Origin of the sequence: Streptomyces sp. NPDC003720 (genome assembly GCF_042875075.1) — a bacterium.
Classification (GTDB): domain Bacteria; phylum Actinomycetota; class Actinomycetes; order Streptomycetales; family Streptomycetaceae; genus Streptomyces.
Window position 1 is genome coordinate 98,890 of record NZ_JBIANZ010000004.1, and the last position, 23,331, is coordinate 122,220.

General features: G+C 71.4%; 17 protein-coding genes and 1 riboswitch. Of the genes, 9 read left to right on the plus strand and 8 right to left on the minus strand.

Going from position 1 to position 23,331, the window contains the following annotated elements:
- The 3 genes from ACFYU0_RS12310 to ACFYU0_RS12320 are packed head-to-tail and all read right to left on the minus strand — an operon-like array spanning position 1 to position 2,781.
- Positions 1-912, minus strand: a complete 912-nt coding sequence (locus tag ACFYU0_RS12310; RefSeq protein ID WP_351661615.1) for an ABC transporter ATP-binding protein — start codon at positions 910-912, stop codon at positions 1-3.
- Entirely contained in the window at positions 909-1,826 is a 918-nt protein-coding gene (locus tag ACFYU0_RS12315) for an ABC transporter permease (protein WP_351661618.1), read from the minus strand. Before ACFYU0_RS12315 ends, ACFYU0_RS12310 begins: the two co-directional genes overlap by 4 nt.
- Positions 1,816-2,781 carry an ABC transporter ATP-binding protein gene (locus ACFYU0_RS12320; protein ID WP_389300888.1) on the minus strand — a complete coding sequence of 322 codons (966 nt, stop codon included), beginning with the start codon at positions 2,779-2,781 and terminating at the stop codon, positions 1,816-1,818. Before ACFYU0_RS12320 ends, ACFYU0_RS12315 begins: the two co-directional genes overlap by 11 nt.
- 239 nt (positions 2,782-3,020) lie before the next feature.
- Between ACFYU0_RS12320 and ACFYU0_RS12325 the strand changes: the two genes are divergently transcribed.
- The 5 genes from ACFYU0_RS12325 (at position 3,021) to ACFYU0_RS12345 (ending at position 8,312) form a co-directional block, all read left to right on the plus strand.
- Positions 3,021-3,863, plus strand: a complete 843-nt coding sequence (locus ACFYU0_RS12325; protein WP_351661620.1) for a M24 family metallopeptidase — start codon at positions 3,021-3,023, stop codon at positions 3,861-3,863.
- Entirely contained in the window at positions 3,860-5,614 is a 1,755-nt protein-coding gene (locus ACFYU0_RS12330; protein WP_389300135.1) for an SDR family oxidoreductase, read from the plus strand. Before ACFYU0_RS12325 ends, ACFYU0_RS12330 begins: the two co-directional genes overlap by 4 nt.
- Positions 5,615-5,779: 165 nt before the next feature.
- Entirely contained in the window at positions 5,780-6,328 is a 549-nt protein-coding gene (locus ACFYU0_RS12335) for an RNA 2'-phosphotransferase (RefSeq protein WP_351661626.1), read from the plus strand.
- Positions 6,329-6,435: 107 nt separating this feature from the next.
- Positions 6,436-7,338 carry an LLM class flavin-dependent oxidoreductase gene (locus ACFYU0_RS12340; protein WP_351661628.1) on the plus strand — a complete coding sequence of 301 codons (903 nt, stop codon included), beginning with the start codon at positions 6,436-6,438 and terminating at the stop codon, positions 7,336-7,338.
- An 86-nt stretch (positions 7,339-7,424) separates the two neighbouring features.
- Positions 7,425-8,312 (plus strand): Cof-type HAD-IIB family hydrolase, encoded by an 888-nt coding sequence (locus ACFYU0_RS12345; RefSeq protein ID WP_351661631.1) that lies wholly within the window; start codon positions 7,425-7,427, stop codon positions 8,310-8,312.
- A gap of 39 nt (positions 8,313-8,351) precedes the next feature.
- On the opposite strand, the gene cydD is transcribed toward ACFYU0_RS12345, so the two are convergent.
- The 4 genes from cydD to hisC form a co-directional block, all read right to left on the minus strand.
- On the minus strand, positions 8,352-11,867 hold the full coding sequence (gene cydD / locus ACFYU0_RS12350; RefSeq protein WP_389300140.1) for a thiol reductant ABC exporter subunit CydD: 3,516 nt from the start codon (positions 11,865-11,867) through the stop codon (positions 8,352-8,354).
- Positions 11,868-11,918: 51 nt separating this feature from the next.
- The gene (cydB, locus tag ACFYU0_RS12355) at positions 11,919-12,923 is read right to left on the minus strand and encodes a cytochrome d ubiquinol oxidase subunit II (protein ID WP_389300142.1); all 1,005 of its coding nucleotides are present in this window, start codon (positions 12,921-12,923) and stop codon (positions 11,919-11,921) included.
- A gap of 15 nt (positions 12,924-12,938) precedes the next feature.
- Positions 12,939-14,447, minus strand: coding sequence for a cytochrome ubiquinol oxidase subunit I (locus ACFYU0_RS12360; protein ID WP_389300144.1), 1,509 nt, complete (start codon positions 14,445-14,447; stop codon positions 12,939-12,941).
- A 246-nt stretch (positions 14,448-14,693) separates the two neighbouring features.
- Complete coding sequence (gene hisC, locus ACFYU0_RS12365; RefSeq protein ID WP_389300147.1) at positions 14,694-15,773, minus strand: histidinol-phosphate transaminase; 1,080 nt, start codon at positions 15,771-15,773, stop codon at positions 14,694-14,696.
- Positions 15,774-16,202: 429 nt separating this feature from the next.
- Here hisC and ACFYU0_RS12370 point away from each other — a divergent pair, with 429 nt between their 5' ends.
- The 3 genes from ACFYU0_RS12370 (at position 16,203) to ACFYU0_RS12380 (ending at position 19,834) form a co-directional block, all read left to right on the plus strand.
- Positions 16,203-17,315 (plus strand): LacI family DNA-binding transcriptional regulator, encoded by a 1,113-nt coding sequence (locus tag ACFYU0_RS12370; protein ID WP_351661644.1) that lies wholly within the window; start codon positions 16,203-16,205, stop codon positions 17,313-17,315.
- Between the two features lie 397 nt (positions 17,316-17,712).
- Positions 17,713-18,789, plus strand: coding sequence for a metallophosphoesterase (locus ACFYU0_RS12375; protein ID WP_389300151.1), 1,077 nt, complete (start codon positions 17,713-17,715; stop codon positions 18,787-18,789).
- A gap of 181 nt (positions 18,790-18,970) precedes the next feature.
- Positions 18,971-19,834 carry a hypothetical protein gene (locus tag ACFYU0_RS12380; RefSeq protein WP_389300154.1) on the plus strand — a complete coding sequence of 288 codons (864 nt, stop codon included), beginning with the start codon at positions 18,971-18,973 and terminating at the stop codon, positions 19,832-19,834.
- Positions 19,835-19,895: 61 nt separating this feature from the next.
- On the opposite strand, the gene thiC is transcribed toward ACFYU0_RS12380, so the two are convergent.
- Positions 19,896-21,680 (minus strand): phosphomethylpyrimidine synthase ThiC, encoded by a 1,785-nt coding sequence (thiC, locus tag ACFYU0_RS12385; RefSeq protein WP_389300156.1) that lies wholly within the window; start codon positions 21,678-21,680, stop codon positions 19,896-19,898.
- Positions 21,673-21,846: riboswitch (TPP riboswitch) on the minus strand. (Overlaps the previous gene by 8 nt.)
- A gap of 71 nt (positions 21,847-21,917) precedes the next feature.
- Between thiC and ACFYU0_RS12390 the strand changes: the two genes are divergently transcribed.
- Positions 21,918-23,303 (plus strand): YibE/F family protein, encoded by a 1,386-nt coding sequence (locus ACFYU0_RS12390; protein WP_351661655.1) that lies wholly within the window; start codon positions 21,918-21,920, stop codon positions 23,301-23,303.
- Positions 23,304-23,331 lie beyond the last annotated feature (28 nt).

A 23,331-nucleotide genomic window follows, 5' to 3' on the forward strand; every position in this document is an offset into this window, starting at 1 on the left:
CTACGCCGCGACCAGATACGAGAAGACGGACTCGAGGGACTCGTCGGACGGCGAGACCGTGAGCAGCCGGATGCCGTGGTCCCGGGCGACCTTCGGCAGCAGCGCGGTGAAGCGGCCGAAGTCGACGGCCTGGATGCGCAGCGCGCCCTCGGCGACGTCGACCTCGATGCCGGACGTCGACGGGTCGGCGATCAGCGCGGCCGCGAGGGCGCGGTCGTCGCTGGAACGCACCAGGTAGCGGTGCGGCCGGTCGGTCATCAGGCGGCGGATCCTGCGGAAGTCGCCGCTGGCGGCGTGCCGGCCGGCGACGACCACCTCGATGTGCCGGGCGAGCTGCTCGACCTCCTCGAGGATGTGCGAGGAGAACAGCACCGTGCGGCCCTCGTCGCCCATCCGCCGCAGCAGGTCCATGAGCTGCATGCGCTGGCGCGGGTCCATGCCGTTGAACGGCTCGTCGAGCAGCAGCAGCGAGGGGTCGTGGACCAGCGCGGAGGCCATCTTCACGCGCTGGCGCATGCCCTTGGAGTACGTGGAGATCTTCCGGTCCTGCGCGTACTCCATCTCGACCGTGGCGAGCGCCCGCTGGGCGGCCTTGGCGCCGAGTCCGTGCAGCTCGGCGTTGGCGACGACGAACTCGCGGCCGGTGAGGAAGTCGTACATCGCCTCCCGCTCGGGGACGATGCCGATGTGCTGGTAGATGGCCTCGTTGCGCCACACCGGCTGCCCGTCGAGGGTGACCGAGCCGGTGGAGGGGGCGAGGAAGCCGCCCATCATGTTGATGAGGGTGGACTTTCCCGCGCCGTTCGGGCCGAGCAGGCCGGTGACCCCGGGGCCGATGGTCATGGTGATGTCGTTGACGGCGACCACGTTGCCGAACCAGCGGGAGACGTGGTCGATGCTGAGGGTCGTCACAGCCCCACCTTCTTGTAGCGGCGGATCAGAAGGGCGTAGCACGCGGCGATCAGGCCGAGCGCGACCAGGACGTACACCACGCCCTCGCCGCCGGTCGGGCCGGTGCCGCCGGGGAAGCCGGAGTCGCCGCCGAGGAACGCGGACTGGACGCCGTCGATCAGGGTGACCGGCGAGAACAGGCCGATCCACGGCACGGCGCCGGTGCTGCCCTGCACGTCGGCGATGGCCTGGAGCGTGGAGACGGCTCCGTAGGAGATGGTCAGCACGGCGATCACGGCGGCGATGCCGAAGCCGCGGCGCGGGGTGACGGCGGCGATGACCAGGCCGATCCCGGCGAACAGCAGGGACAGCAGGGCCACGGAGACCAGTCCCTGGGCGAACTCCTCGGTCTGCTGCGCGAAGCCCATCTTGGCCAGCAGCGCGCCCGCGTACATGACCAGCAGGGGAGCGCCGGTGAGGACGAACAGAGCCGAGGCGAGCGCGGCGAACTTCGCCCGCACGTAGTCGGCGGTCTCGATGGGCCGCGAGAAGTACAGCGGCACGGTCTTGAAGCGCAGGTCGCGGGAGACGGACTGGGGCGCCTGCGAGGCGACGTACAGGCTGATCACGGCCTGCATGACGATCGCCCAGCGGGTGTAGGCGTGGGCGAGCGGCAGGGAGTGCGCCTTGGTGGCCACCGCGACGGCCACCATGATGGCCGCGGGCACGCACATCACCACGAACAGCAGCATCGGCAGCACCTTGGACTTCACCGAGCGGCCGAGGCCGTAGGCGCCGCGCAGGGACTGCGAGTACAGCGAGCGGCGGGCGTAGGCGCGGCCCAGCCGCGGGCCGTCGTAGCCGCGGTAGCCGATGTCGTGGATGCGGGACTGGTCGCCGCCGGCGGTCACCGGCGCGGGCTGCTCAACCGCCATGGCCGACGGCCTCCTTCCGCTGCTCGTCGCTGCTGGTGAACACCTCGGAGATGTGGTGCCGGCGCTGCTCCATGCGCACCAGCCCGAGACCGAGGTCGGCGACGACGTCGCGCACCAGGTCGTACGTCTCCTCGCCGGGGGCGGTCAGCAGCAGGATGCGTCCGGCGCCCGGCAGGCCGCCGCCCTCGTCGTGGGTGTCCACCCCGCGCGCGAGAAGCGCCTCGCGGACCGCGCGGGTGCCGTCCGGGTGGCTGTCGCTGTCGGTGACCTCGATCGCGAGGGTGGTCGTGGTCTGGGTGAAGTCGGTGGTGGAGCTGGAGCGCAGCAGCTTGCCGCCGTCGATGACGACGACGTGGTCGCAGGTGCGTTCCAGCTCGCCCAGCAGGTGCGAGGTGACCAGGACCGAGATGCCGAAGTCGGTGTGGATGCGGCGGATCAGGCCGAGCATCTCGTCGCGGCCGACCGGGTCGAGGCCGTTGGTCGGCTCGTCCAGGAAGACCAGCCGCGGGTCGTGCACCAGGGCCTGCGCCAGCTTCACCCGCTGCTTCATGCCGGTGGAGTAGCCGCCGATGGGGCGGTAGCGCTCCTCGTACAGGCCGACATGGCGCAGGGTGTCCGCGGTGCGCTCACGCGCCGCGGTGGGCGGCAGGCCGGACATGCGCGCCATGTGCACGACGAACTCGGTGGCCGAGACGTCGGGCGGCAGGCAGTCGTGCTCCGGCATGTAGCCCACCCGCTCGCGGATGGCGGCGCCCTCGGTCGCCACGTCGAGGCCGAGCACGGCGGCGCGGCCCTCCGTGGCGGGGGACAGACCCAGCAGGATCTTGATCAGGGTGGACTTGCCGGCGCCGTTGGCCCCGACGAGTCCGGTCACACCGGGTCCGATGTCCATGGACAGCCGGTCGAGCGCGGTCACCCGGGGGAACCGCTTGCTCAGGCTCTCGGTCACGATCACAGTCACGCTACGAAGGTAGTGACGCCTGCCACGCCGGTCGTCAGACCTCAGAGCCGTCTTCACGTCAGACTCCAGGAGGACGGCACCCTGAGCGATCCCCTGCCCCGGACCTACCCGGCGGCCCTGCGCCGTCCGTCGTCCACAGCCCTTGATCCAGCCTATTGACGCCGCCTCTAACAACTGGAACATTCGCCGGTGTCAAGTTACGGACGCGTAGCGCAGTCGACGGACGGGGCGGCATGACGACGGCAGTGAGCAGCGAACTCTCCGCGGAGCTGCGGGGATTCAGGCGGGTGCAGCGCCTCGCCTACGAGTGCGCGGAGGCCGTCGCGGCACGTCTGGAGCCGGGCGTCACCGAGCGCGAGGCGGCCCGGATGCAGCGGGAGTGGCTGCGGGAGCGCGGGGTGCGGGACTGGTTCCACCTGCCCTTCGCCTGGTTCGGCGACCGCACGGCGTTCGTGGACTTCCGCCTGCCGCTGCAGTTCTTCCCGACCGGCCGCCGGCTGGAGCCCGGGATGCCGTTCATCCTGGACATGGCCCCGGTCTACGAGGGGTGCACGGCGGACATCGGCTACTCGGGCTCGCTGGGCGTCAACCCGGTGCAGGAGCGGCTGACGGCGGATCTGGAGGCGCACCGCGAGCTGATCCTGCGGGAGGTGCGCGAGCGGCGCCCGCTGCGCGAGATCTACCAGGACGTGGACCGCCTCATGGTGCGCCAGGGCTACGCCAACCGGCACCGCGCGTACCCCTTCGGGGTGATCGCCCACAAGGTGGACCGGGTGCGGGCCCGCCGCTTCTCCCCGCATCTGTTCGGCTTCGGCACGCAGTCCCTCAAGGGGCTCGCCGCCGACGCCCTGCACGGCCACCGCGAGGGCTGGTCGCCCCTGTGGTCGCCGTACCGCTTCTCCGACCACCCGCCGCGGCCGGGGCTGTGGGCGGTCGAACCCCACCTCGGGTTCCGGGGTACCGGCGCGAAGTTCGAGGAGATCCTGGTGGTCACCGACTCCCGGGACCCCGCGGAGAGCGCCTTCTGGCTGGACGACGATCTGCCGCACGTGCGGCGCTGGGCGGAGGCGAAGTGACGCTGAAGGGGGCGCGTGAGCGCCGGGTGGACACCGGAGGGGTCGAGCTGTGCGTGGCCGAGCTGGGCGATCCGCAGGCGCCCACGGTGGTGCTGGTGCACGGCTACCCGGACAGCAAGGAGGTCTGGTCGGAGGTGGCCGCACGCCTCGCGGACCGCTTCCACGTGGTGCTGTACGACGTCCGGGGCCACGGCCGCTCCACGGCGCCGAAGCCGCTGCGCGGCGGCTTCACCCTGGCCAAGCTCACCGACGACTTCCTGGCCGTGGTGGACGCGGTGAGCCCGGACCGGCCGGTGCACCTGGTGGGCCACGACTGGGGCTCGGTGCAGTCCTGGGAGTTCGTCACGGTGGGCCGCACGGAGGGCCGCATCGCCTCCTTCACCTCCATGTCCGGGCCGTCGCTCGACCACTTCGGGCACTGGATCAACGCGCGCGTGAAGCGTCCGACGCCCCGCCGGGTGGGCCAGCTCCTCGGCCAGGGCGCCAAGTCCTGGTACGTCTACCTGCTGCACACCCCCGCCCTGCCGGAACTGGCCTGGCGGGGTCCACTCGGCAAGCGCTGGCCCCGGATCCTGGAGCGGGCCGAGAAGGTCCCCGCCGGTGACTACCCGACCGCGTCGCTGCCCTCCGACGCGGCGCACGGCGCCTGGCTGTACCGGGACAACGTCCGCGCCCGCCTGCGCAGGCCCCGCCCGGACGCGTTCGCGCACGCGCCCGTGCAGCTGATCACGCCCCAGGGCGACGCGTTCCTGTCGGAGCGGCTCTACGACGACCTGGACGCATGGGTGCCGCGGCTGACCCGCCGTACGCTGCCCGCCAAGCACTGGATCCCGCGCACCCGGCCCGACCAGGTGGCCTCCTGGATCGGGGAGTTCGTCTCGAGCGTCGAGGGCGGGCGGCCGGAGCCGAAGGCCGCCGGCCGCCACGCGGACCGGTTCGGCGGGCAGCTGGTGCTCGTCACCGGCGCGGGCAGCGGCATCGGCCGGGCCACGGCGTTCGCCTTCGCCGAGGCCGGGGCACGGGTGGTGGCCGTCGACCGCGACGCCGAGGCGGCCGCCCGCACCGCCGAACTGTCCCGGCTGATCGGCGCCCCCGAGGCCTGGGCCGAGACCGCGGACGTCTCGGACGAGCAGGCCATGGAGCAGCTGGCCGAGCGGGTGCACGGCACGTACGGCGTTCTGGACGTCCTGGTCAACAACGCGGGCATCGGCCTCTCGGGCTCCTTCCTCACCACGACCACCGACGACTGGCGCCAGGTGCTCGGCGTCAACCTGTGGGGTGTCATCCACGGCTGCCGGCTCTTCGGCGCGCGCATGGCCGAGCTCGGGCAGGGCGGCCACATCGTCAACATCGCCTCGGCGGCCGCCTACCAGCCGTCCCGGGCGCTGCCCGCCTACAGCACCTCCAAGGCGGCGGTGCTGATGCTCTCCGAGTGCCTGCGGGCCGAACTCGCCGGACGGGACATCGGGGTCACGGCCGTCTGCCCGGGGCTGGTCAACACCAACATCACCGCCACGGCCCGCTTCACCGGCGTCGACGAGGCCGAGGAACGCCGCCGCCGGCAGCGCTCGGCCCGCCTGTACGGCCTGCGCAACTACCCGCCGGAGAAGGTCGCGGACGCCGTCCTGGACGCGGTGGCCCACAACAGGGCGCTGGTCCCGGTGACCCCGGAAGCCCGGGGCGCCCATCTCCTGTCCCGGTTCCTGCCGGGCGCGCTGCGCAGGCTGGCCCGCGTGAACCCGAGACTGTGAGAAGACGGGACGACTGGGGGCAGTAGGCGATCAAAGCGCGCGCATCGCCCGCTCGTTGTCCACAAGTTGCCCAAACAGCTTGTGGATAACGCCAGTTGTCTGTGGACCAAACCTCGAGACGGAAAACCACCTGCGTGATCCGCGTCTCTCCCGCACCCTGGAGGGATGGACGACAGACGCACCGTGAAGGTGTCGAAGTACCTCTCGAAACACCTCCGCCACCAGCCCGAGCGCATCGGCCTCACGCTGGACCCGGCCGGCTGGGTCGAGATCGACACCCTGATCGCCGCGGCCGCCGCGCACGGATTCCGCTTCACCCGCGAGGAACTCGACCATGTGGTGGCCGCCAACGACAAACGGCGCTTCGCCGTGGAGGGCACCCGGATCCGCGCCAGCCAGGGCCACAGCGTCGAGGTCGACCTCGGCCTGCCCCCCGCGTCCCCGCCGCCGTACCTCTACCACGGCACCGTCGCCCGCAGCCTGGACGCGATCCGCGCCGAGGGCCTGCGGCCCATGAACCGGCACGACGTCCACCTGTCCGCCGACCGCGAGACCGCGACCCGGGTCGGCGCCCGCCGCGGCCGGCCCGTCGTCCTCGCCGTGGACGCGGGCGCCATGCACCGCGACGGCCACGTCTTCCACGTCAGCGCGAACGGGGTGTGGCTCACCCGGGCGGTACCGCCCGGCTACCTGCGCTTCCCCGCCGCGCACTGACCGCCGGCCGGCGCCCTCGCTCGGGACCCGGCCCTTCGTGTCGCCCGGCGGCCACGGACGGTGACCGGTTTCGGCCGTTGCCGGGGCGCCCCCGTACGCTCGGACCCATGAGTCTGCGTCTGAGCACCGTGATCCTGCCGTACCGCCGCTGGAGCGAGGGCGGCCGCGCGGCCTGGGTACGGGCCGAGGAGCTCGGTTTCCACACCGCGTACACCTACGACCACCTGTCCTGGCGCAGCTTCCGCGACGGCCCGTGGTTCGGCGCCGTGCCGACCCTGACCGCCGCCGCGGGCGTCACCGGCCGGCTGCGTCTGGGCACGCTGGTCACCTCCCCGAACTTCCGGCACCCGGTGACCCTCGCCAAGGAACTGATCTCCCTGGACGACATCTCCGGCGGCCGCGTGACCCTGGGCATCGGCGCGGGCGGCACCGGCTTCGACGCCACCGCCCTCGGCCAGGAGCCGTGGACGCCGCGCGAGCGTGCCGACCGGTTCGCCGAGTTCGTGCCGCTGCTCGACCGGCTGCTCACCGAGGACTCCGTGACGTACGAGGGCCGGTTCTACTCGGCGGTGGAGGCGCGCGACATCCCCGGCTGTGTGCAGCGGCCCAGGCTGCCCTTCGCCGTGGCGGCCACCGGCCCCCGCGGGCTGCGGCTCGCCGCGCGGTACGGACAGGCATGGGTGACCACCGGCGACCCGAAGCTGTACGAGAACGGCACCCCTGAGGAATCCGTCGCCGCACTGCGCGGGCAGACCGAGAAGCTGGCCGCGGCCTGCGCGGAGGCCGGCCGGGACGTGGCCGAGCTGGACAAGGTGCTGCTCACCGGCTTCACCCCGGACCGCGGCAGGCCGCTGGAGTCGCTGGACGCGTTCGTGGACTTCGCGGGCCGGCACCGGGAGCTGGGCTTCACCGAGATCGTGCTCCACTGGCCGATCCCGGACTCCGACTTCGCCGCGGACGAGAAGGTCTTCGAGCGGATCGCCATGGAGGGCCTCGCCCAGCTCGCCTGATGCGGGGGCGCGGACGTCGTCCGTCGGCCGACTGTGGTGTGTCGGTGGACTCATCTGTGCGGACTCTCGCACGGGCGTGCGGGCATATGCGCCAGAATGGCCGGGTGACCTCAGCGACCAGACAGCCCGGGACCCCGGCCGCCGCCTTTCGGCCGCGGCTGATCGCCACCGACCTCGACGGCACCCTCCTGCGTGACGACAAGTCGGTCTCCCCGAGGACGGTCGCCGCACTGGCCGCCGCGGAGGAGGCGGGCGTCGAAGTCTTCTTCGTCACCGGCCGGCCGGCCCGGTGGATGGACGTCGTCAGCGAGCACGTGCACGGCCACGGCCTGGCGATCTGCGGCAACGGCGCCGCCGTGGTCGACCTGCACGGCGGCCCGGGAACCCACCGGTTCGTGAAGGTGCGGGAACTGGCCCGCCGGAACGCGCTGGACGCCGTGCGGCTGCTGCGCGACGCGGCCCCCGGCACGGTGTTCGCGGTCGAGCAGACGTACGGCTTCCACCAGGAGCCCGCCTATCCCAAGCTGCACATGGAGACGCCGGACAACCTGCTGCCCGCGGAGGACCTGCTCGCGGCCGACGGCCCGGACTCCGACCAGCCGGTCCTGAAGATCCTCGCCTACCACCCCGACCTCGACCCGGACGCCTTCCTCACGCTGGCCCGGCTGGCGGTCGGCGAGCGCGCCAACGTCACCCGTTCCAGCCCCAGCGCCCTGCTGGAACTCAGCGGCCCCGGCGTCTCCAAGGCCAGCACCCTCGCCCTGTGCTGCGCCGAGCGCGGCATCTCGCACGAGGAGGTCGTCGCCTTCGGCGACATGCCCAACGACGTCGAGATGCTGACCTGGGCGGGCCGGTCGTACGCGATGGGCAACGCCCACCCGGACGTCGTCGCCGCCGCCTCCGGCCGCACCGTCGCGAACAACGAGGACGGCGTGGCGGTCGTCATCGAGCGGCTGCTGGCCGAACGGGACTGACGCCCGCCCGGTCCGGCCGTACCTGTCCCGGCGCGCCCCTCAGCGCGCCGCCACCAGCGACTGGGCGGCCGCCTCCCGGCGGGCCATCGTCCGCAGCGGCCCGTCCACGGCGGCCAGTTCCGCGTACGTTCCCCGCTGCGCCACCCGGCCCTCGGCGAGTACGACCACCTCGTCCACCGCGTCGAGCCCGGCCAGCCGGTGGGTGATCAGCAGCGTCGTACGGCCCTCGGTGGCGGCCAGCAGATCCGCGGTGAGCGCGTCGGCCGTCGGCAGATCCAGGTGCTCGGCGGGCTCGTCCAGCACGAGCACCGGGAAATCGGCCAGCAGCGCGCGGGCCAGGGCGAGGCGCTGCCGCTGACCGCCGGACAGCCGTGCCCCGTGCTCGCCGACGAGCGTGTCCAGCCCGTCCGGCAGTCCGTCCACCCAGTCCAGCAGCCGGGCCCGGGACAGCGCGTCCCGCAGTCCGGGCTCGTCGGCGTCCCTCCGGGCGAGCAGCAGGTTCTCGCGCACCGTGCTGTCGAAGAGGTGGGCGTCCTGGGCGCACAGTCCGACGAGCCGCCGCACGTCGTCGCCGTCCAGGGCGTAGGCATCCACACCGCCGAGCGTGTACGAGCCCGCCCCGGCGTCGAGGAACCGCAGCAGCACCTGGGCGAGGGTCGTCTTCCCGGAACCGGACGCGCCGACCACGGCGATCCGCCGCCCGCGCTCAAGGGTGAGATCCAGTCCGACCAGGGCGTCGCGGTGCCGGCCCGGGTGACGGGCGGTCAGGTCCCGGACCACGAGCGGGAAGGGCGAGACGGGGGCCTGCCGCGGCCGCTCCGGCTCGGTGACGGGCTCCGGGGCGTCGAGCACCTCGAACACCCGCTCCGCGCTGCGGCGCACCCGCTGGCGATGCCGCACGGCGAGCGGCAGCCCCAGTACGGCCTCGAAGACGGCCAGCGGAGTGAGCACCACCACGGCCATCGCCACTCCGCCGAGCCGGCCCGTGGCCACCGCCTGGGCGCCCAGCCACGCGGTCGCGGTGACGGTCAGCCCGCAGACCAGTGCGGTGAGCCCGTCGCCCAGGGCGGTGGCGGTCGCTCCGCGCGCCGCGATCCGGGTGAGCGTGCCGTCGGCCCGCCGGGCCGCTGCGGTGCGGGCCGGCAGGGCGCCGGCGACCGTCAGTTCGGCGGTGCCGGTGAGCAGGTCGGTCACCCGGGTCGCGAGCGCACCGCGGGCGGGCGCCAGTCGCCGCTCGGCGCGCCGGGCCGTGGCGGCGGTGACCAGGGGGACACCGGCGCCCGCCAGGAGCAGACCCGCGGCGAGGGCGGCACCGGCCTCGGGCAGCAGCCAGGCCGTGAAGGCGACGGAGACGGCGGAGACGGCGGCGGCGACCCCGGCGGGCAGCAGCCAGCGCAGCCAGTAGTCCTGGAACGCGTCGACGTCGGCGACCAGCCGGGTCAGCAGGTCGCCGCGGCGGGCCGTCCGCAGACCGGCGGGCGCCAGCCGCTCCAGCCGCCGGTACACGGCGACGCGGGTGTCGGCCAGCATCCGCAGCACGGCGTCGTGCGAGACGAGCCGCTCGGCGTACCGGAAGACGGCCCGGCCGATCCCGAACGCCCGCGTCGCCGTCACGGCCACCATCAGATACAGCACCGGCGGATGCTGCGAGGCCCGGGAGATGAGCCAGCCGGAGGTGGCCATCAGTCCGACCGCGCTGCCCAGCGCCAGAGCGCCGAGCAGCAGCGCGAGCAGCAGCCGGCCGCGCCGGGGACCCGCGAGGGCCCGCACCCGGGACAGGATCCGGCCGCCCCGTGCCGGGACACCGGTGTCAGGCTCCGTCCCGGCCGGGCCGCTCCCCTCGGCCGGGCGCCCGCCGGAACCGCCGGTGCCGGCGGCGGGCGTCACAGCGGCGGCCGTCCCGACGGCGGGCGGCTCGGGGACGTCCAGCCGGACGACCCGGTCCGCCACCTCCAGCAGCGCCGGCCGGTGCGCCACCAGCAGCACCGTGCGGCCGACCGCCAGCCGCCGCACCGCTGCCACGACATCGGCCTCCGTCGCCCCGTCCAGCGCGGCCGTCGGTTCGTCCAGCAGCAGGACGGGCCGGTCGGCGAGGAAGGCGCGGGCCAGCGCGAGCCGCTGGCGCTGGCCGGCGGACAGTCCCGCGCCGTCCTCGCCGAGCACCGTCCCGGCGCCCTCGGGAAGCGCGTCCACGAACTCCAGCGCACCCGCGTCCCGCAGCGCCCGGCGCACGGCGTCGTCGTCCGCCTCGGGCCGGGCCAGCCGTACGTTCTCCGCGATGGTCCCGGCGTACAGGTGCGGCCGCTGCGGCACCCACGCGATCCGCGAGCGCCACTGCGCGAGGTCGAGGTCGGCGAGGTCGGTCCCGGCGACGTGCACCCGGCCGTCGACGGGACGGACGAAGCCCAGCAGCACGTTCAGCAGACTCGTCTTGCCCGCGCCACTCGGTCCGACCAGGGCCACGGTCTCCCCGGGCTCCACGGTGAAGGACACACGCGTCAGGGCGTCGGCCGAGCGCTGGGGATAGCGCACGGTCACCGCGTCGAAAGCGATGGCGCCCGAACGCACCGGCGCCGTGCCGGACGCCGGCACCGGTGTCTCCAGCACGGCGAAGATCTCCTCCGCAGCGGCCAGCCCCTCCGCCGCCGCGTGGTACTGCGCCCCCACCTGACGCAGCGGCAGATAGGCCTCAGGGGCCAGCACCAGGATGACCAGCCCGGTGTACAGGTCCATGTCGCCGTGGACGAGGCGCATGCCGATCGTCACGGCGACCAGCGCGACCGAGAGCGTGGCCAGCAACTCCAGGGCGAACGAGGAGAGAAAGGCGATCCGCAGGGTCCGCATGGTGGCCTGGCGGTACTCCCCGGTGATCCGCCGGATGGACTCGGCCTGTGCCTTGGCCCGGCCGAACACCTTCAGCGTGGGCAGCCCCGCGACCACGTCCAGGAAGTGACCGGACAGCCGGGACAGCAGCCTCCACTGACGGTCCATACGGGACTGGGTGGCCCAGCCGATCAGCATCATGAAGAGGGGGATGAGCGGCAGGGTGGCGACGATGATCGCCGCCGAGACCCAGTCCTCGGTCACGATGCGCGCCAGCACGGCCACCGGGACGACCACCGCGAGCCCCAGCTGGGGGAGGTAGCGGGAGAAGTAGTCGTCGAGGGCGTCGACTCCGCGCGTGGCCAGGGTGACCAGCGAGCCGGTCCGCTGCCCGCCGAGCCAGCCGGGACCCAGCTGCACCGCACGGTCCAGGACGCGTCCGCGCAGTTCCGACTTCACGGCCGAGCTGGCCCGGTGCGCCGCGAGCTCGGTGAGCCATGCGATGACCGACCGGCCCACGGCGACGGAGGCCAACAGCAGCAGGGGCGTGCGCAGTTCGGCACTCGCCTGGCCGCGCTGGAACGCCCCGGTGACCACCTCGGCGATGAGCATCGCCTGGGCGATGACCAGCCCGGCCCCGACGGCTCCCAGAGCGACGACCGCCACCAGGAAGAGACGGGTGGCGCGGGCGTATCGCAGCAGGCGCGGGTCGATCGGTTTCACGTGAAACATGCCCTTCCATCCGGAGGGTGCGTTTCACGTGAAACACACCCTCGGCGGGTCTCAGTGCGCGGCGTCGGCTATGTGCTGCGTACCGATGCGCTTGCGGAACACCCAGTAGGTCCACCCCTGGTAGAGCAGCACGAGCGGGGTGGCGATGGCCGCGCACCAGTTCATGATCTTCAGGGTGTACGGGCTCGACGACGCATTGGTGACCGTGAGGCTCCAGTCACTCTGCAGCGTGGACGGCATGACGTTCGGGAAGAGCGACAGGAAGAGCATCGCCACGGCCGCCACGATCGTCACGCCGGACAGCGCGAACGACCATCCCTCGCGCCCCGCCTGGTTGGCCACCAGCGCCGCCACCAGGGCGACGACCGCCACGACCAGCGCCACCAGGCTCTTGGCGTCACCGCTGTCGGCCTGCGTCCACAGCAGGAAGGCGAGCGCCACCACGGCGGTGACGAGCCCGACCCGCAGCGCCAGCTTCCTCGCCCGCAGCCGGATGTCACCCACGGTCTTCAGTGCGGTGAACACCGCCCCGTGGAAGGTGAACAGCGTCAGCGTCACCAGGCCGCCGAGCAGGGCGTACGGATTGAGCAGATCCAGGAGGCCGCCGACGTATTCGAAGTTCCGGTCGATCTTCACGCCGTGCACGATGTTGCCGAAGGCCACGCCCCACAGGAACGCCGGGACCAGCGAGGTCCAGAAGATGGCCGTCTCCCAGTTGCGCTGCCAGTTCTCCTCGGGCCGCTTGGCCCGGTACTCGAAGGCGACACCCCGGACGATCAGGCAGACCAGGATGACCAGGAGCGGAAGGTAGAAGCCGGAGAAGAGCGTGGCGTACCACTCCGGGAAGGCGGCGAAGGTCGCGCCGCCCGCCGTGAGCAGCCACACCTCGTTGCCGTCCCAGACGGGCCCGATGGTGTTGATGAGCACACGGCGCTCGGGCCGGTCGCGGGCCAGCAGCTTGGTGAGGATGCCGACGCCGAAGTCGAAGCCCTCCAGGAAGAAGTAGCCGGTCCACAGGACGGCGATCAGGACGAACCAGACGTCGTGAAGTTCCATGACTGTCCCCTCGGCCTAGTACGAGAAGGCCATCGGCTTGTCGGCGTCACGGGAGTCGCCGCCGATCTTCGTGGGCGGGTTGAGGTCGGCCTCGGTCAGCTCGGGCGGGCCGGCCTTGACGTACTTCGCGAGCAGCTTGACCTCGACGACGGCGAGGATCGCGTACAGCGCGGTGAAGACGAGCATCGAGGTGAGGACCTCGCCCTGGGAAACGCCGGGGGAGACCGCGTCTCGGGTCTGCAGGACGCCGTAGACGGCCCACGGCTGCCGGCCCATCTCGGTGAAGATCCAGCCCCAGGAGTTGGCGATCAGCGGGAAGGCCAGGGTCCAGATCGCGATGCGCCAGTACCAGGTGGTCAGCTTCGGGCCCAGTGCCTTGTTGGGGAGCAGGACCAGGTGCGGCACCTCGTCGTCGCCCACCCGCAGGTGCTGCGGCAGCATGAACCTCTTGCGGGTCAGCCAGAGCCCGGCGAGGCCGATGGCGAAGGAGGCCATGCCGAAGCCGATCATCCAGCGGAAGCCCCAGAAGGTCACCGGGATGTTGGGCCGGTAGTCGCCGGGCCCGAACTTCTGCTGCTCCGCCTTGTTGACGTCGTTGATGCCGGGCACGTACGAGGTGAAGTCGTCGTTGGCGAGGAAGGACAGCAGGCCCGGGATCTCGACGGCCACGCTGTTGTGGCCCTTCTCCACGTCGCCGTAGGCGAAGACGGAGAACGGCGCAGGTGCCTGCCCGTCCCACAGCGCCTCGGCGGCCGCCATCTTCATCGGCTGCTGCTTGAACATGACCTTGCCGAGCACGTCACCGCTGACCGCCGTGAGCAGGCCGGCGATGACCACGGTGATCAGACCGAGCCGCAGCGAGGTCTTCATCTCGCGGACGTGCTTCTTGCGTGCCAGGTGGTAGGCGGCGATGCCCACCATGAACGCGCCACCGGTCAGGAAGGCGGCGGACAGGGTGTGGAAGGCCTGGCTGAGCGCGGTGTTCTGGGTCAGCACGGCCCAGAAGTCGGTCAGCTCGGCCCGTCCCCGCACCTTGTCGATCTTGTAGCCGACCGGGTGCTGCATCCAGGAGTTGGCCGCGAGGATGAAGTACGCCGACAGGATCGTGCCGATCGACACCAGCCAGATGCAGGCCAGGTGGATCTTCTTGGGCAGCTTGTCCCAGCCGAAGATCCACAGGCCGATGAACGTGGACTCGAAGAAGAAGGCGATCAGGGCCTCGAAGGCGAGCGGGGCACCGAAGATGTCACCGACGAAGCGCGAGTAGTCCGACCAGTTCATGCCGAACTGGAACTCCTGCACGATGCCGGTGACCACACCCATCGCGATGTTGATCAGGAAGAGCTTGCCCCAGAACTTCGTCGCCCTGAGGTACTTCTCCTTCTCCGTGCGCACCCACGCCGTCTGCAGCCCGGCCGTCAGCGCGGCCAGGGAGATCGTCAGGGGGACGAACAGGAAGTGGTAGACGGTGGTGATGCCGAACTGCCAGCGCGCCAGTGTCTCCGGCGCCAGAGCCAGGTCCACGTCGTCACTCTCCTTACTACGCCGTGGTACAGCGGCGGTTTGCTCCCTTTGTCCCGTACATACAGGAGCAATCGGGACGCGCTTGTGAACGCGTTCACATTCACAAGCCATTATGACGCACTGGTATTCGGCAACCGCATGGGGGTACCCCTCGTACGCCCACGGCAGAACGGATCAACGAAAAGGGCCCCGCACATGGCGGGGCCCAGTCGTGGCCGACAGCGCTCAGCCGCCGGCCGTCCGTTCTCAGCTCTCCCTGTGGAACGCCTCCGCGACCTTGAGGAAGATGTCGTTCGCCTCGGTCTCCCCGACCGTCACCCGCACGCCCACGCCCGGGAACGGCCGGACCACCACACCGTGCTGCTCGCAGGCCGCGGCGAACTCGACCGTGCGCTCCCCCAGCCGGAGCCACACGAAGTTGGCCTGGGTCTCCGGCACCATCCAGCCCTGCGCGCGCAGCGCGTCGACCACCCGCTTGCGCTCGCACACCAGCGAGCCGACCCGGCCGAGCAGCTCGTCCTCGGCCCGCAGCGAGGCGATCGCCGCCTCCTGCGCGAGCTGGCTGACGCCGAAGGGCACCGCCGTCTTGCGCAGCGCCGCCGCCACCGGCTCATGCGCGATCGCGAAACCGATGCGCAGCCCGGCGAGACCGTAGGCCTTGGAGAACGTGCGCAGGACGCAGACATTGGGCCGCTCCCTGTACAGCTCGACGCCGTCGGGCACCTCGGGATCGCGGATGAACTCACGGTAGGCCTCGTCCAGCACCACGAGCACGTCCTTGGGCACCCGGTCGAGGAACCGTTCCAGCTCGGCTCGCCGCACCACAGTGCCGGTCGGGTTGTTGGGGTTGCAGACGAAGATCAGACGCGTCCGCTCGGTGATCGCGTCCGCCATGGCGTCCAGGTCGTGCACGTCGCCGGGCGTGAGCGGCACCTGGACCGAGCGCGCCCCGCTGATCTGCGTGATGATCGGGTACGCCTCGAAGGAGCGCCAGGCGTACATCACCTCGTCGCCGGGCCCGCTGGTCGCCTGGATCAGCTGCTGGGCGACGCCCACCGAACCGGTCCCGGTGGCCAGGTGGGCGAGCGGGACGCCGAACCGCTCAGACAGCTCCTCCATCAGCCCGCTGCACGCCATGTCCGGGTAGCGGTTGAAGTTGCAGGCGGCCGCGGTCACGCTCTCCATGACGCCGGGGAGCGGAGGATACGGATTCTCATTGGAGGACAGCTTGTAGGCGACCGGCCCGCCGGCCGCGGCCGGCTTGCCCGGCTTGTAGGTGGGGATACCCTCCAGCTCGGCGCGCAGCTTGGGGCTCGTCTCGCTCACCGCAGTCCTCCTCGCGACCACCGGCGACCCGTCGACGCCGCCGGCTTCCAATACTCAACACCTTATGAGGATTCGGTCCCGCTGCGTACAGGTGCGGGAGGACGGGAGTCCCGCCTCTTCCGTCACACAGGCATCAGGGGCATCACCGTACGAAGGCGTACGTTCCAGGGGGCGCGCCACACATATATCTACGCGCCGGTGGCTCACGCCCTGGCGCGCATCCCTCGTGCAGGTGAGTTGAGACCTGTTCGAGACATCGGCCCCTCGGCAGGCCCACACCCGTCGGCACGTCACGTCCTATCATTGGATCGTTCAACTACCTTTGTTTCCAAGGCAGTTAGCCGTCCTCAGCCATGCAGAAACGTGCCTGTCAACGCGTGCATATGCGTCCGCACTACCCCACCGCATGAGCCCTACTATCGGCTCGCCATGACAGCAGCAGGGAAGCACCAGGTGAGCCGCGCGGAAACCTCACGGCGAGGAAGCCGGCCGAGCCGGGCGGGCATCAGAGACGTGGCCGCCGCCGCCGGGGTCTCCATCACGACCGTGTCCGACGCCCTCAACGGCAAGGGCCGGCTCCCGGACGCCACCCGGCGCCATGTCCGCGAAGTCGCCGACCGGCTGGGGTACCGCCCTTCGGCCGCCGCCCGCACCCTCCGTACCGGCAAGTCGGGGCTGATCGGCCTGACCGTGACGACGTACGGGGATGAACCTTTCACCTTCACGGAGTTCGCCTACTTCGCCGAGATGGCCCGGGCCGCCACCTCGGCCGCGCTCGCCCGCGGCTACGCCCTGGTCATCCTGCCCGCGACCTCCCGCCACGACGTGTGGTCCAACGTCGCCCTGGACGGCACGGTCGTCATCGACCCCTCCGACCAGGACCCGGTGGTCAGCGAACTCGTCCGGCAGGGCCTGCCGGTCGTGTCCGACGGCCGCCCGGCCGGCTCGCTCCCGGTCACCGCCTGGGTCGACAACGACCACGAGGCCGCCGTCCTCGACATCCTCGACCACCTCGCCGACGCCGGCGCCCGCCGCATCGGCCTCCTCACCGGCACCACGACGGACACGTACACCCATCTGTCCACCACCGCCTACCTGCGCTGGTGCGAGCGGGTCGGCCAGGACCCGGTCTACGAGGCCTACCCCGCGCACGACCCCTGTGCGGGCGCCGTTGCCGCCGACCGGCTGCTCGCCCGGCCCGACCGGCCCGACGCCGTGTACGGCCTCTTCGATCCCAACGGCACCGACCTCCTCGCCGCAGCCCGGCGCTACGGCCTGCGCGTCCCCGACGACCTGCTGCTGGTGTGCTGCAGCGAGTCCACGGTGTACGCCAACACCGAGCCGCCCATCACCACGCTCTCCCTGAAGCCGCGCCGGATCGGTACGGCCGTGGTGCAGCTGCTCATCGACGCCATCGAGGGCGTCGAGTCGGACCAGCCCGTCGAACAGGTGATACCGACGGAGCTGATCGTGCGTACCTCATCCCAGCGACGGCCTCCCCGCACGACCGTCAGCCCGCCGCGGGCCCCGGAGCGGGGGTAGCGGACGGGTCTCCGCCCGGCGGCCGACCGGGGAGACCAGGGGATGGCCGCCTTTGGGGGGACACGGAGGCGAGGGGGACACGGAGGTCCGGAGCGGCGGGGCCGGGCCCCCGCGCGGCCCACCCGCCCGCCCGGCGCCGCGACGCACGATCGGATCACTCCCCGGGACGGAACGGCCGGCCGTCGCGCGGCACGGATCACCGCTGTCGGGCAACCAGTCGAAACCCCGCCCAAACGGAACGAAAGCCGTGGTGAACTGTCGTCTCGCTCCGATTCACCACCCCTGGGTCATCACACGGAGCGACGCGCATTCCTATGATGGGCCCACGACACCGCGGGGCCGCTGCGACCAGGCAGTCCGAAGCGGTGCAGTTGCGGCGCGATGGTGGAGGGGTCTGATGACTCAGGGGGCCGGTCAGGGACCCGAGACGGAGCGGACGGCGACGTTGCGCGACTTCCGGGTGCCCGCGTACGTCAACGAGACCGGTCCGTACGTCCGCACCCACCCGGGTGACACCGTGCCGCCGATGGACGAGGCCTACCCCGAGGGCTACACGCCCACCCAGCGCGACCTGCCCGTGATCAACCGCGGCGACACGCTGCAGGTGTCCGTCGAGCCGGGCCCGGCGGCTCCGGACCCGCAGCCGTCGACCGGTCCGGGCCCGCTGTACGTCGTGGGCGACGTCCACGGCTACCTGAACGAACTGCTGGCCGCCCTGCGGGAGAAGGGGCTGGTCGACGCCGAGGGCAGGTGGAGCGCGGGCACGGCCCGGCTGTGGTTCCTCGGCGACTTCACCGACCGCGGCCCCGACGGCATCGGCGTCATCGACCTGGTCATGCGGCTGTCCGCCGAGGCGGCGGCCGCCGGCGGCTACTGCAAGGCCCTCATGGGCAACCACGAGCTGCTGCTGCTCGGCGCGAAGCGGTTCGGCGACACCCCGGTCCACTCCGGCGCGGGCACCGCCACCTTCCAGGCGGCCTGGCTGCTCAACGGCGGCCAGAAGACCGACATGGACCGGCTCCAGGACCACCACCTGCAGTGGATGTCCCGTCTCGACGCCGTGGAGGAGGTCGACGGGCATCTGCTCATCCACTCCGACACGACCGCCTACCTCGACTACGGCGACTCGATCGAGGCGGTCAACGACACCGTCCGCGAGACCATCACCCGCAACGACGCGGACGAGGTCTGGGACCTGTTCCGCAAGTTCACCAAGCGGTTCTCCTTCCGCGACGAGGGCGGCGCGGAAGCCGTGCGCTCCCTCCTCGACACGTACGGCGGCACCCGCGTCGTTCACGGTCACAGCCCCATTCCCTACCTGCTCGGCGAGGTCGGCTCCGAGGACACCGAGGAGGACGAGGGCCCCTCGGTGGAGGGACCGCACATCTACGCCGAAGGGCTCGCCATCGCCATGGACGGCGGCGTGACCATGGCCGGGAAGCTGCTGGTGCAGCAACTACCGCTGAGCGTCTGAGCGTTCACGGCACTGATCGGGTCCGTCCGGATGCGACCAGGTCGGCACCCAATTTCCGGCAACCCCCTGTCACCGCGTGGTGTGACGGCTCTACCATCGGCTTATCCGTAGCAGGCTCCCCTCCGTTTCTGCCCGACGGCTCGCCGGCGTGCGAGCCCCAAGCCCTACGGAGCATCGGGGGATGCACATGAACAGCGTTCCGCAGCACCTGCTGAGCGAGGACCGCCAGGAATTCGAGCGGATCCTCGATGAGGCGCTGCGCTCCGCACCCCAGCGACCCGAACTCGCCGCTGTCGGACAGCGGCTCAACCCGGAACAACTGCGCACCATGGCACTCAACGCCACCGCGCTCATCACGGCGGCCGCGGCGACCGAGTACCAGCACTACGTGAAGGCCCGCGAGGAACTGCGCCGCCCGGCGCCGTCCATCCCCTCGGCCGCCGACGACACCGGTTCCGCGGAACCGGGCGCGGGCCCGGTGGGTCTCGCCACCGCCCTCGGCGAGGCCGCCGAGACGACCGGCGCGGGTGCCGTCGCCGTGGTCGCGGTGCTGGCGCCCGTCCTCGCGGGGACGGCCGCGGCGATCTTCCTGCTCGTGGGCTACATCCTGAAGATGCTGGCCCCCGGCCAGGCCTTCGCCCAGACGATGCTCACCGCGGGCTGGGTGTTCGGCGCCGTGACGGCCGCCGCGATCGTCGTCGCCGGTGCCGGGCTGCTGCTCACCGCCCTGCGCAACAGTGCGGCCGCGGAAGCCGGAGCCCATGACGCGGCCGACGCGGAGGTGAGCAGGGCCAGAGAGGCCTGGCGGGAAGCCCTGCTGGAACGCGGTGTCCTGCCGTTCCTGCGGGACGCCCTGGCGCAGCCCGGTACGGAGCCGCTGCACCGCACCGCGCCCGCCGCTCCGACGAACCGCATGCCGCGTCTCGGCTACGGCCGCCCCGGCTTCAGCAGCCCGGACGACGGCTCCGTCTCCGGCCGTCCGAGCTTCAGCAGCCCCGACTACACCAGTCCCGACTTCGGCGGCCCGGAGCACCAGCCGGAATAGCCGGCCCGCGCCCCGCCACGGGGCGCCGGCCGGACCCTGGCCGGCGCCCGTCGCGGCCGGATCAGTCGGCGATCGGCAGGTACACCCGGTTGCCCGACGCCGCGAACTCCTTCGACTTCTGAGGTATGCCCTCCTCGACCTCGGCCCGGGTGCCGCCGTGTTCCCGGCGGATGTCCTGGGAGATCTTCATGCTGCAGAACTTCGGCCCGCACATGGAGCAGAAGTGGGCCGTCTTGGCGGGTTCGGCCGGCAGGGTCTCGTCGTGGAACTCCCGTGCCGTGTCCGGGTCCAGGGCGAGATTGAACTGGTCCTCCCACCGGAACTCGAAGCGGGCGTCGGACAGCGCGTCGTCCCACTCCTGAGCGCCCGGGTGCCCCTTGGCGAGGTCCGCCGCATGGGCGGCGATCTTGTAGGTGATGACCCCGGTCTTCACGTCGTCACGGTTGGGCAGGCCCAGGTGCTCCTTGGGCGTGACGTAGCAGAGCATCGCCGTGCCCCACCAGGCGATCATCGCGGCGCCGATGCCGGAGGTGATGTGGTCGTAGGCCGGCGCGATGTCCGTGGTCAGCGGGCCGAGCGTATAGAACGGAGCTTCATCGCAGATCTCCTGCTGAAGGTCGATGTTCTCCTTGATCTTGTGCATCGGGACATGGCCCGGGCCCTCGATCATGGTCTGTACGTTGAAACGCTTGGCGATCCGGTTGAGTTCCCCGAGCGTGCGCAACTCCGCGAACTGCGCCTCGTCGTTGGCGTCCGCGATCGAGCCGGGCCGCAGCCCGTCGCCCAGCGAGTACGTGACGTCGTACGCGGCAAGGATCTCGCAGAGCTCCTCGAAGTTCTCGTAGAGGAACGACTCCTTGTGGTGCGCCAGGCACCACGCCGCCATGATCGAGCCGCCCCGCGACACGATGCCCGTCTTGCGGTTGGCGGTGAGCGGCACATACGGCAGGCGCACGCCGGCGTGGACGGTCATGTAGTCCACGCCCTGCTCGGCCTGTTCGATGACGGTGTCCTTGTAGATCTCCCAGGTCAGTTCCTCGGCCTTGCCGTCGACCTTCTCCAGTGCCTGGTAGAGCGGAACGGTGCCGATGGGGACGGGGGAGTTGCGCAGCACCCACTCGCGGGTGGTGTGGATGTTGCGGCCGGTGGAGAGGTCCATGACCGTGTCGGCGCCCCAGCGCGTCGCCCAGGTCATCTTCTCGACCTCCTCCTCGATGGAGGAGGTGACCGCGGAGTTGCCGATGTTGGCGTTCACCTTCACCAGGAAGCGCTTGCCGATGATCATCGGCTCGATCTCCGGGTGGTTGACGTTGGCCGGCAGCACCGCGCGGCCCGCCGCGATCTCCTCACGGACCACTTCGGGAGAGACGTTCTCCCGGATGGCCACGTATTCCATCTCCGGCGTGATCTCGCCTCGGCGCGCGTACGCGAGCTGGGTGACCGCCTGACCCTCGCGGCCGCGGCGCGGCTGCCGTGGGCGCCCGGGGAACACCGCGTCCAGGTTGCGCAGTCCGCCGCGCGGCGAGGTGTGCTTGATTCCGTCGTCCTCGGGGCGGACGGGACGGCCCGCGTACTCCTCGGTGTCACCGCGGGCGGTGATCCAGTTCTCCCGCAGCGGCGACAAGCCCCGGCGGACATCGGTGCCGACGAGTGGATCGGTGTACGGGCCCGAGGTGTCGTACAGCGTGACCGACTGCCCGTTGGTGAGGTGCACCTGACGAACCGGCACGCGCAGGTCGGGGCGTGAACCCTCGATGTACGCCTTGTGCCAGCCGACGGACTGTCCGGCCTCCGGGGACTTCTCGCCCTGAACGGAGGCAGGCGTGCGTGCGTCCTTGTTGGTCATGAGACCTACTCCCTACGCCGGCATTACCCGGTAACAGGTTCGGCGGTCGACGCAGCGGCTTCCGTTTCCGGATGTCTCCCGGGGAACGGCGTTCCACGTGAAACATCGCGTATACGGAGGTCAGCGCCCTCTCAGCCCGGTGCTCCGAGCTCCCGCGTGTGCAAAGGTGCCTCCACGCTAGCGTCAGTTCGGGCGCGGTGAACAGTGGGCCCCCGTCGTTCTTGCGATGATCGGGCGGTGACCACGACGGAGCAGCACCCGTACCCGCCCTCCGAGCCGCCGCGCCAGGGCGGCTCCGAACCAGGCCATGGCCATGGCCACTCACACGGTCATAGTCACAACCACGGACCAGCCGCGCCTGTTTCGAAGCACCTGCGCAAGGTGATCGCGGCGATCCTCGTCCCGTTCACCGCCGCCGTCGTGGTGGGCCTGGTGATTCTGTGGCCCGGAGGAGCGCCGCCGCACGAGCGCACCGGTGTCGGCTTCGACAGGCAGACGCAGCAGGCCACGGTCACCCAGGTGACCGAGCTGAGCTGCAAGTCGGCCACCGCCTCGGGCGGTACGGCGGCGGGCGGTAGCTCCGCACCAGGGGACGGCTCGGCCCAGCACGAGGCCAACGGCACCTGCAGGAAGGCGACGATCCGGGTCGACACCGGCAAGGACCAAGGCCGGACCTTCACCGAGATCGTGCAGCCGGACCAGTCACGGCAGTTGCACCAGGGCGAGAAGGTCGTGGTCGCCTACGAGCCCTCGGCGCCGAAGGACCTGCAGTACTCGGTGACCGATGTGAACCGCAAGCTCCCCATGGCGCTGCTGGCGGGCGTCTTCGCGCTCGCCGTCGTGGTGGTGGGCCGGCTGCGCGGGGTCATGGCCCTGGTCGCGCTGGCCGTGAGCTTCATGGTGCTGACGTTCTTCATCCTGCCCGCGATCCTGCAGGGATCGAATCCGCTCGTGGTGGCGGTCGTCGGGTCGAGCGCCATCATGCTCATCGCGCTCTACATGTGCCATGGCCTTTCGGCGCGTACGTCGGTCGCGGTGCTCGGCACCCTTGCCTCCTTGCTGCTCATCGGCGTGCTCGGCTCCGGGTTCATCGACTGGGCCGCGCTGACCGGCAACACGGACGACAGCACCGGACTGATCCACGGCCTGTTCCCGTCGATAGACATGAGCGGTCTGCTGCTGGCCGGGGTCATCATCGGTTCGCTGGGTGTCCTGGACGATGTGACGGTGACCCAGACGTCCGCGGTCTGGGAACTCCACGAGGCGAACCCGGCGATGGGCTGGCGTGAGCTGTACCGGGCGGGCATCCGGATTGGCCGCGACCACATCGCCTCGGTCGTCAACACCCTCGTCCTGGCCTACGCCGGTGCCGCGCTGCCGCTGCTCCTGCTGTTCTCGATCGCGCAGAGCAGCGTGGGCACGGTGGCCAACAGCGAGCTGGTCGCCGAGGAGATCGTGCGCACGCTGGTGGGTTCGATCGGGCTGGTGGCCTCGGTCCCGGTCACCACCGCCCTCGCCGCCCTCGTGGTGTCGGCCGACCGGACCGGGCCGGCCGGTGGTGCGGGCTCCGGGGCGCTGCCCGCCCCGGCACGCGGCGGCCGGGGGCGACGTCGGAAGCGCTGAGCGGGGCAGCAGGCCGGCACACCACCGA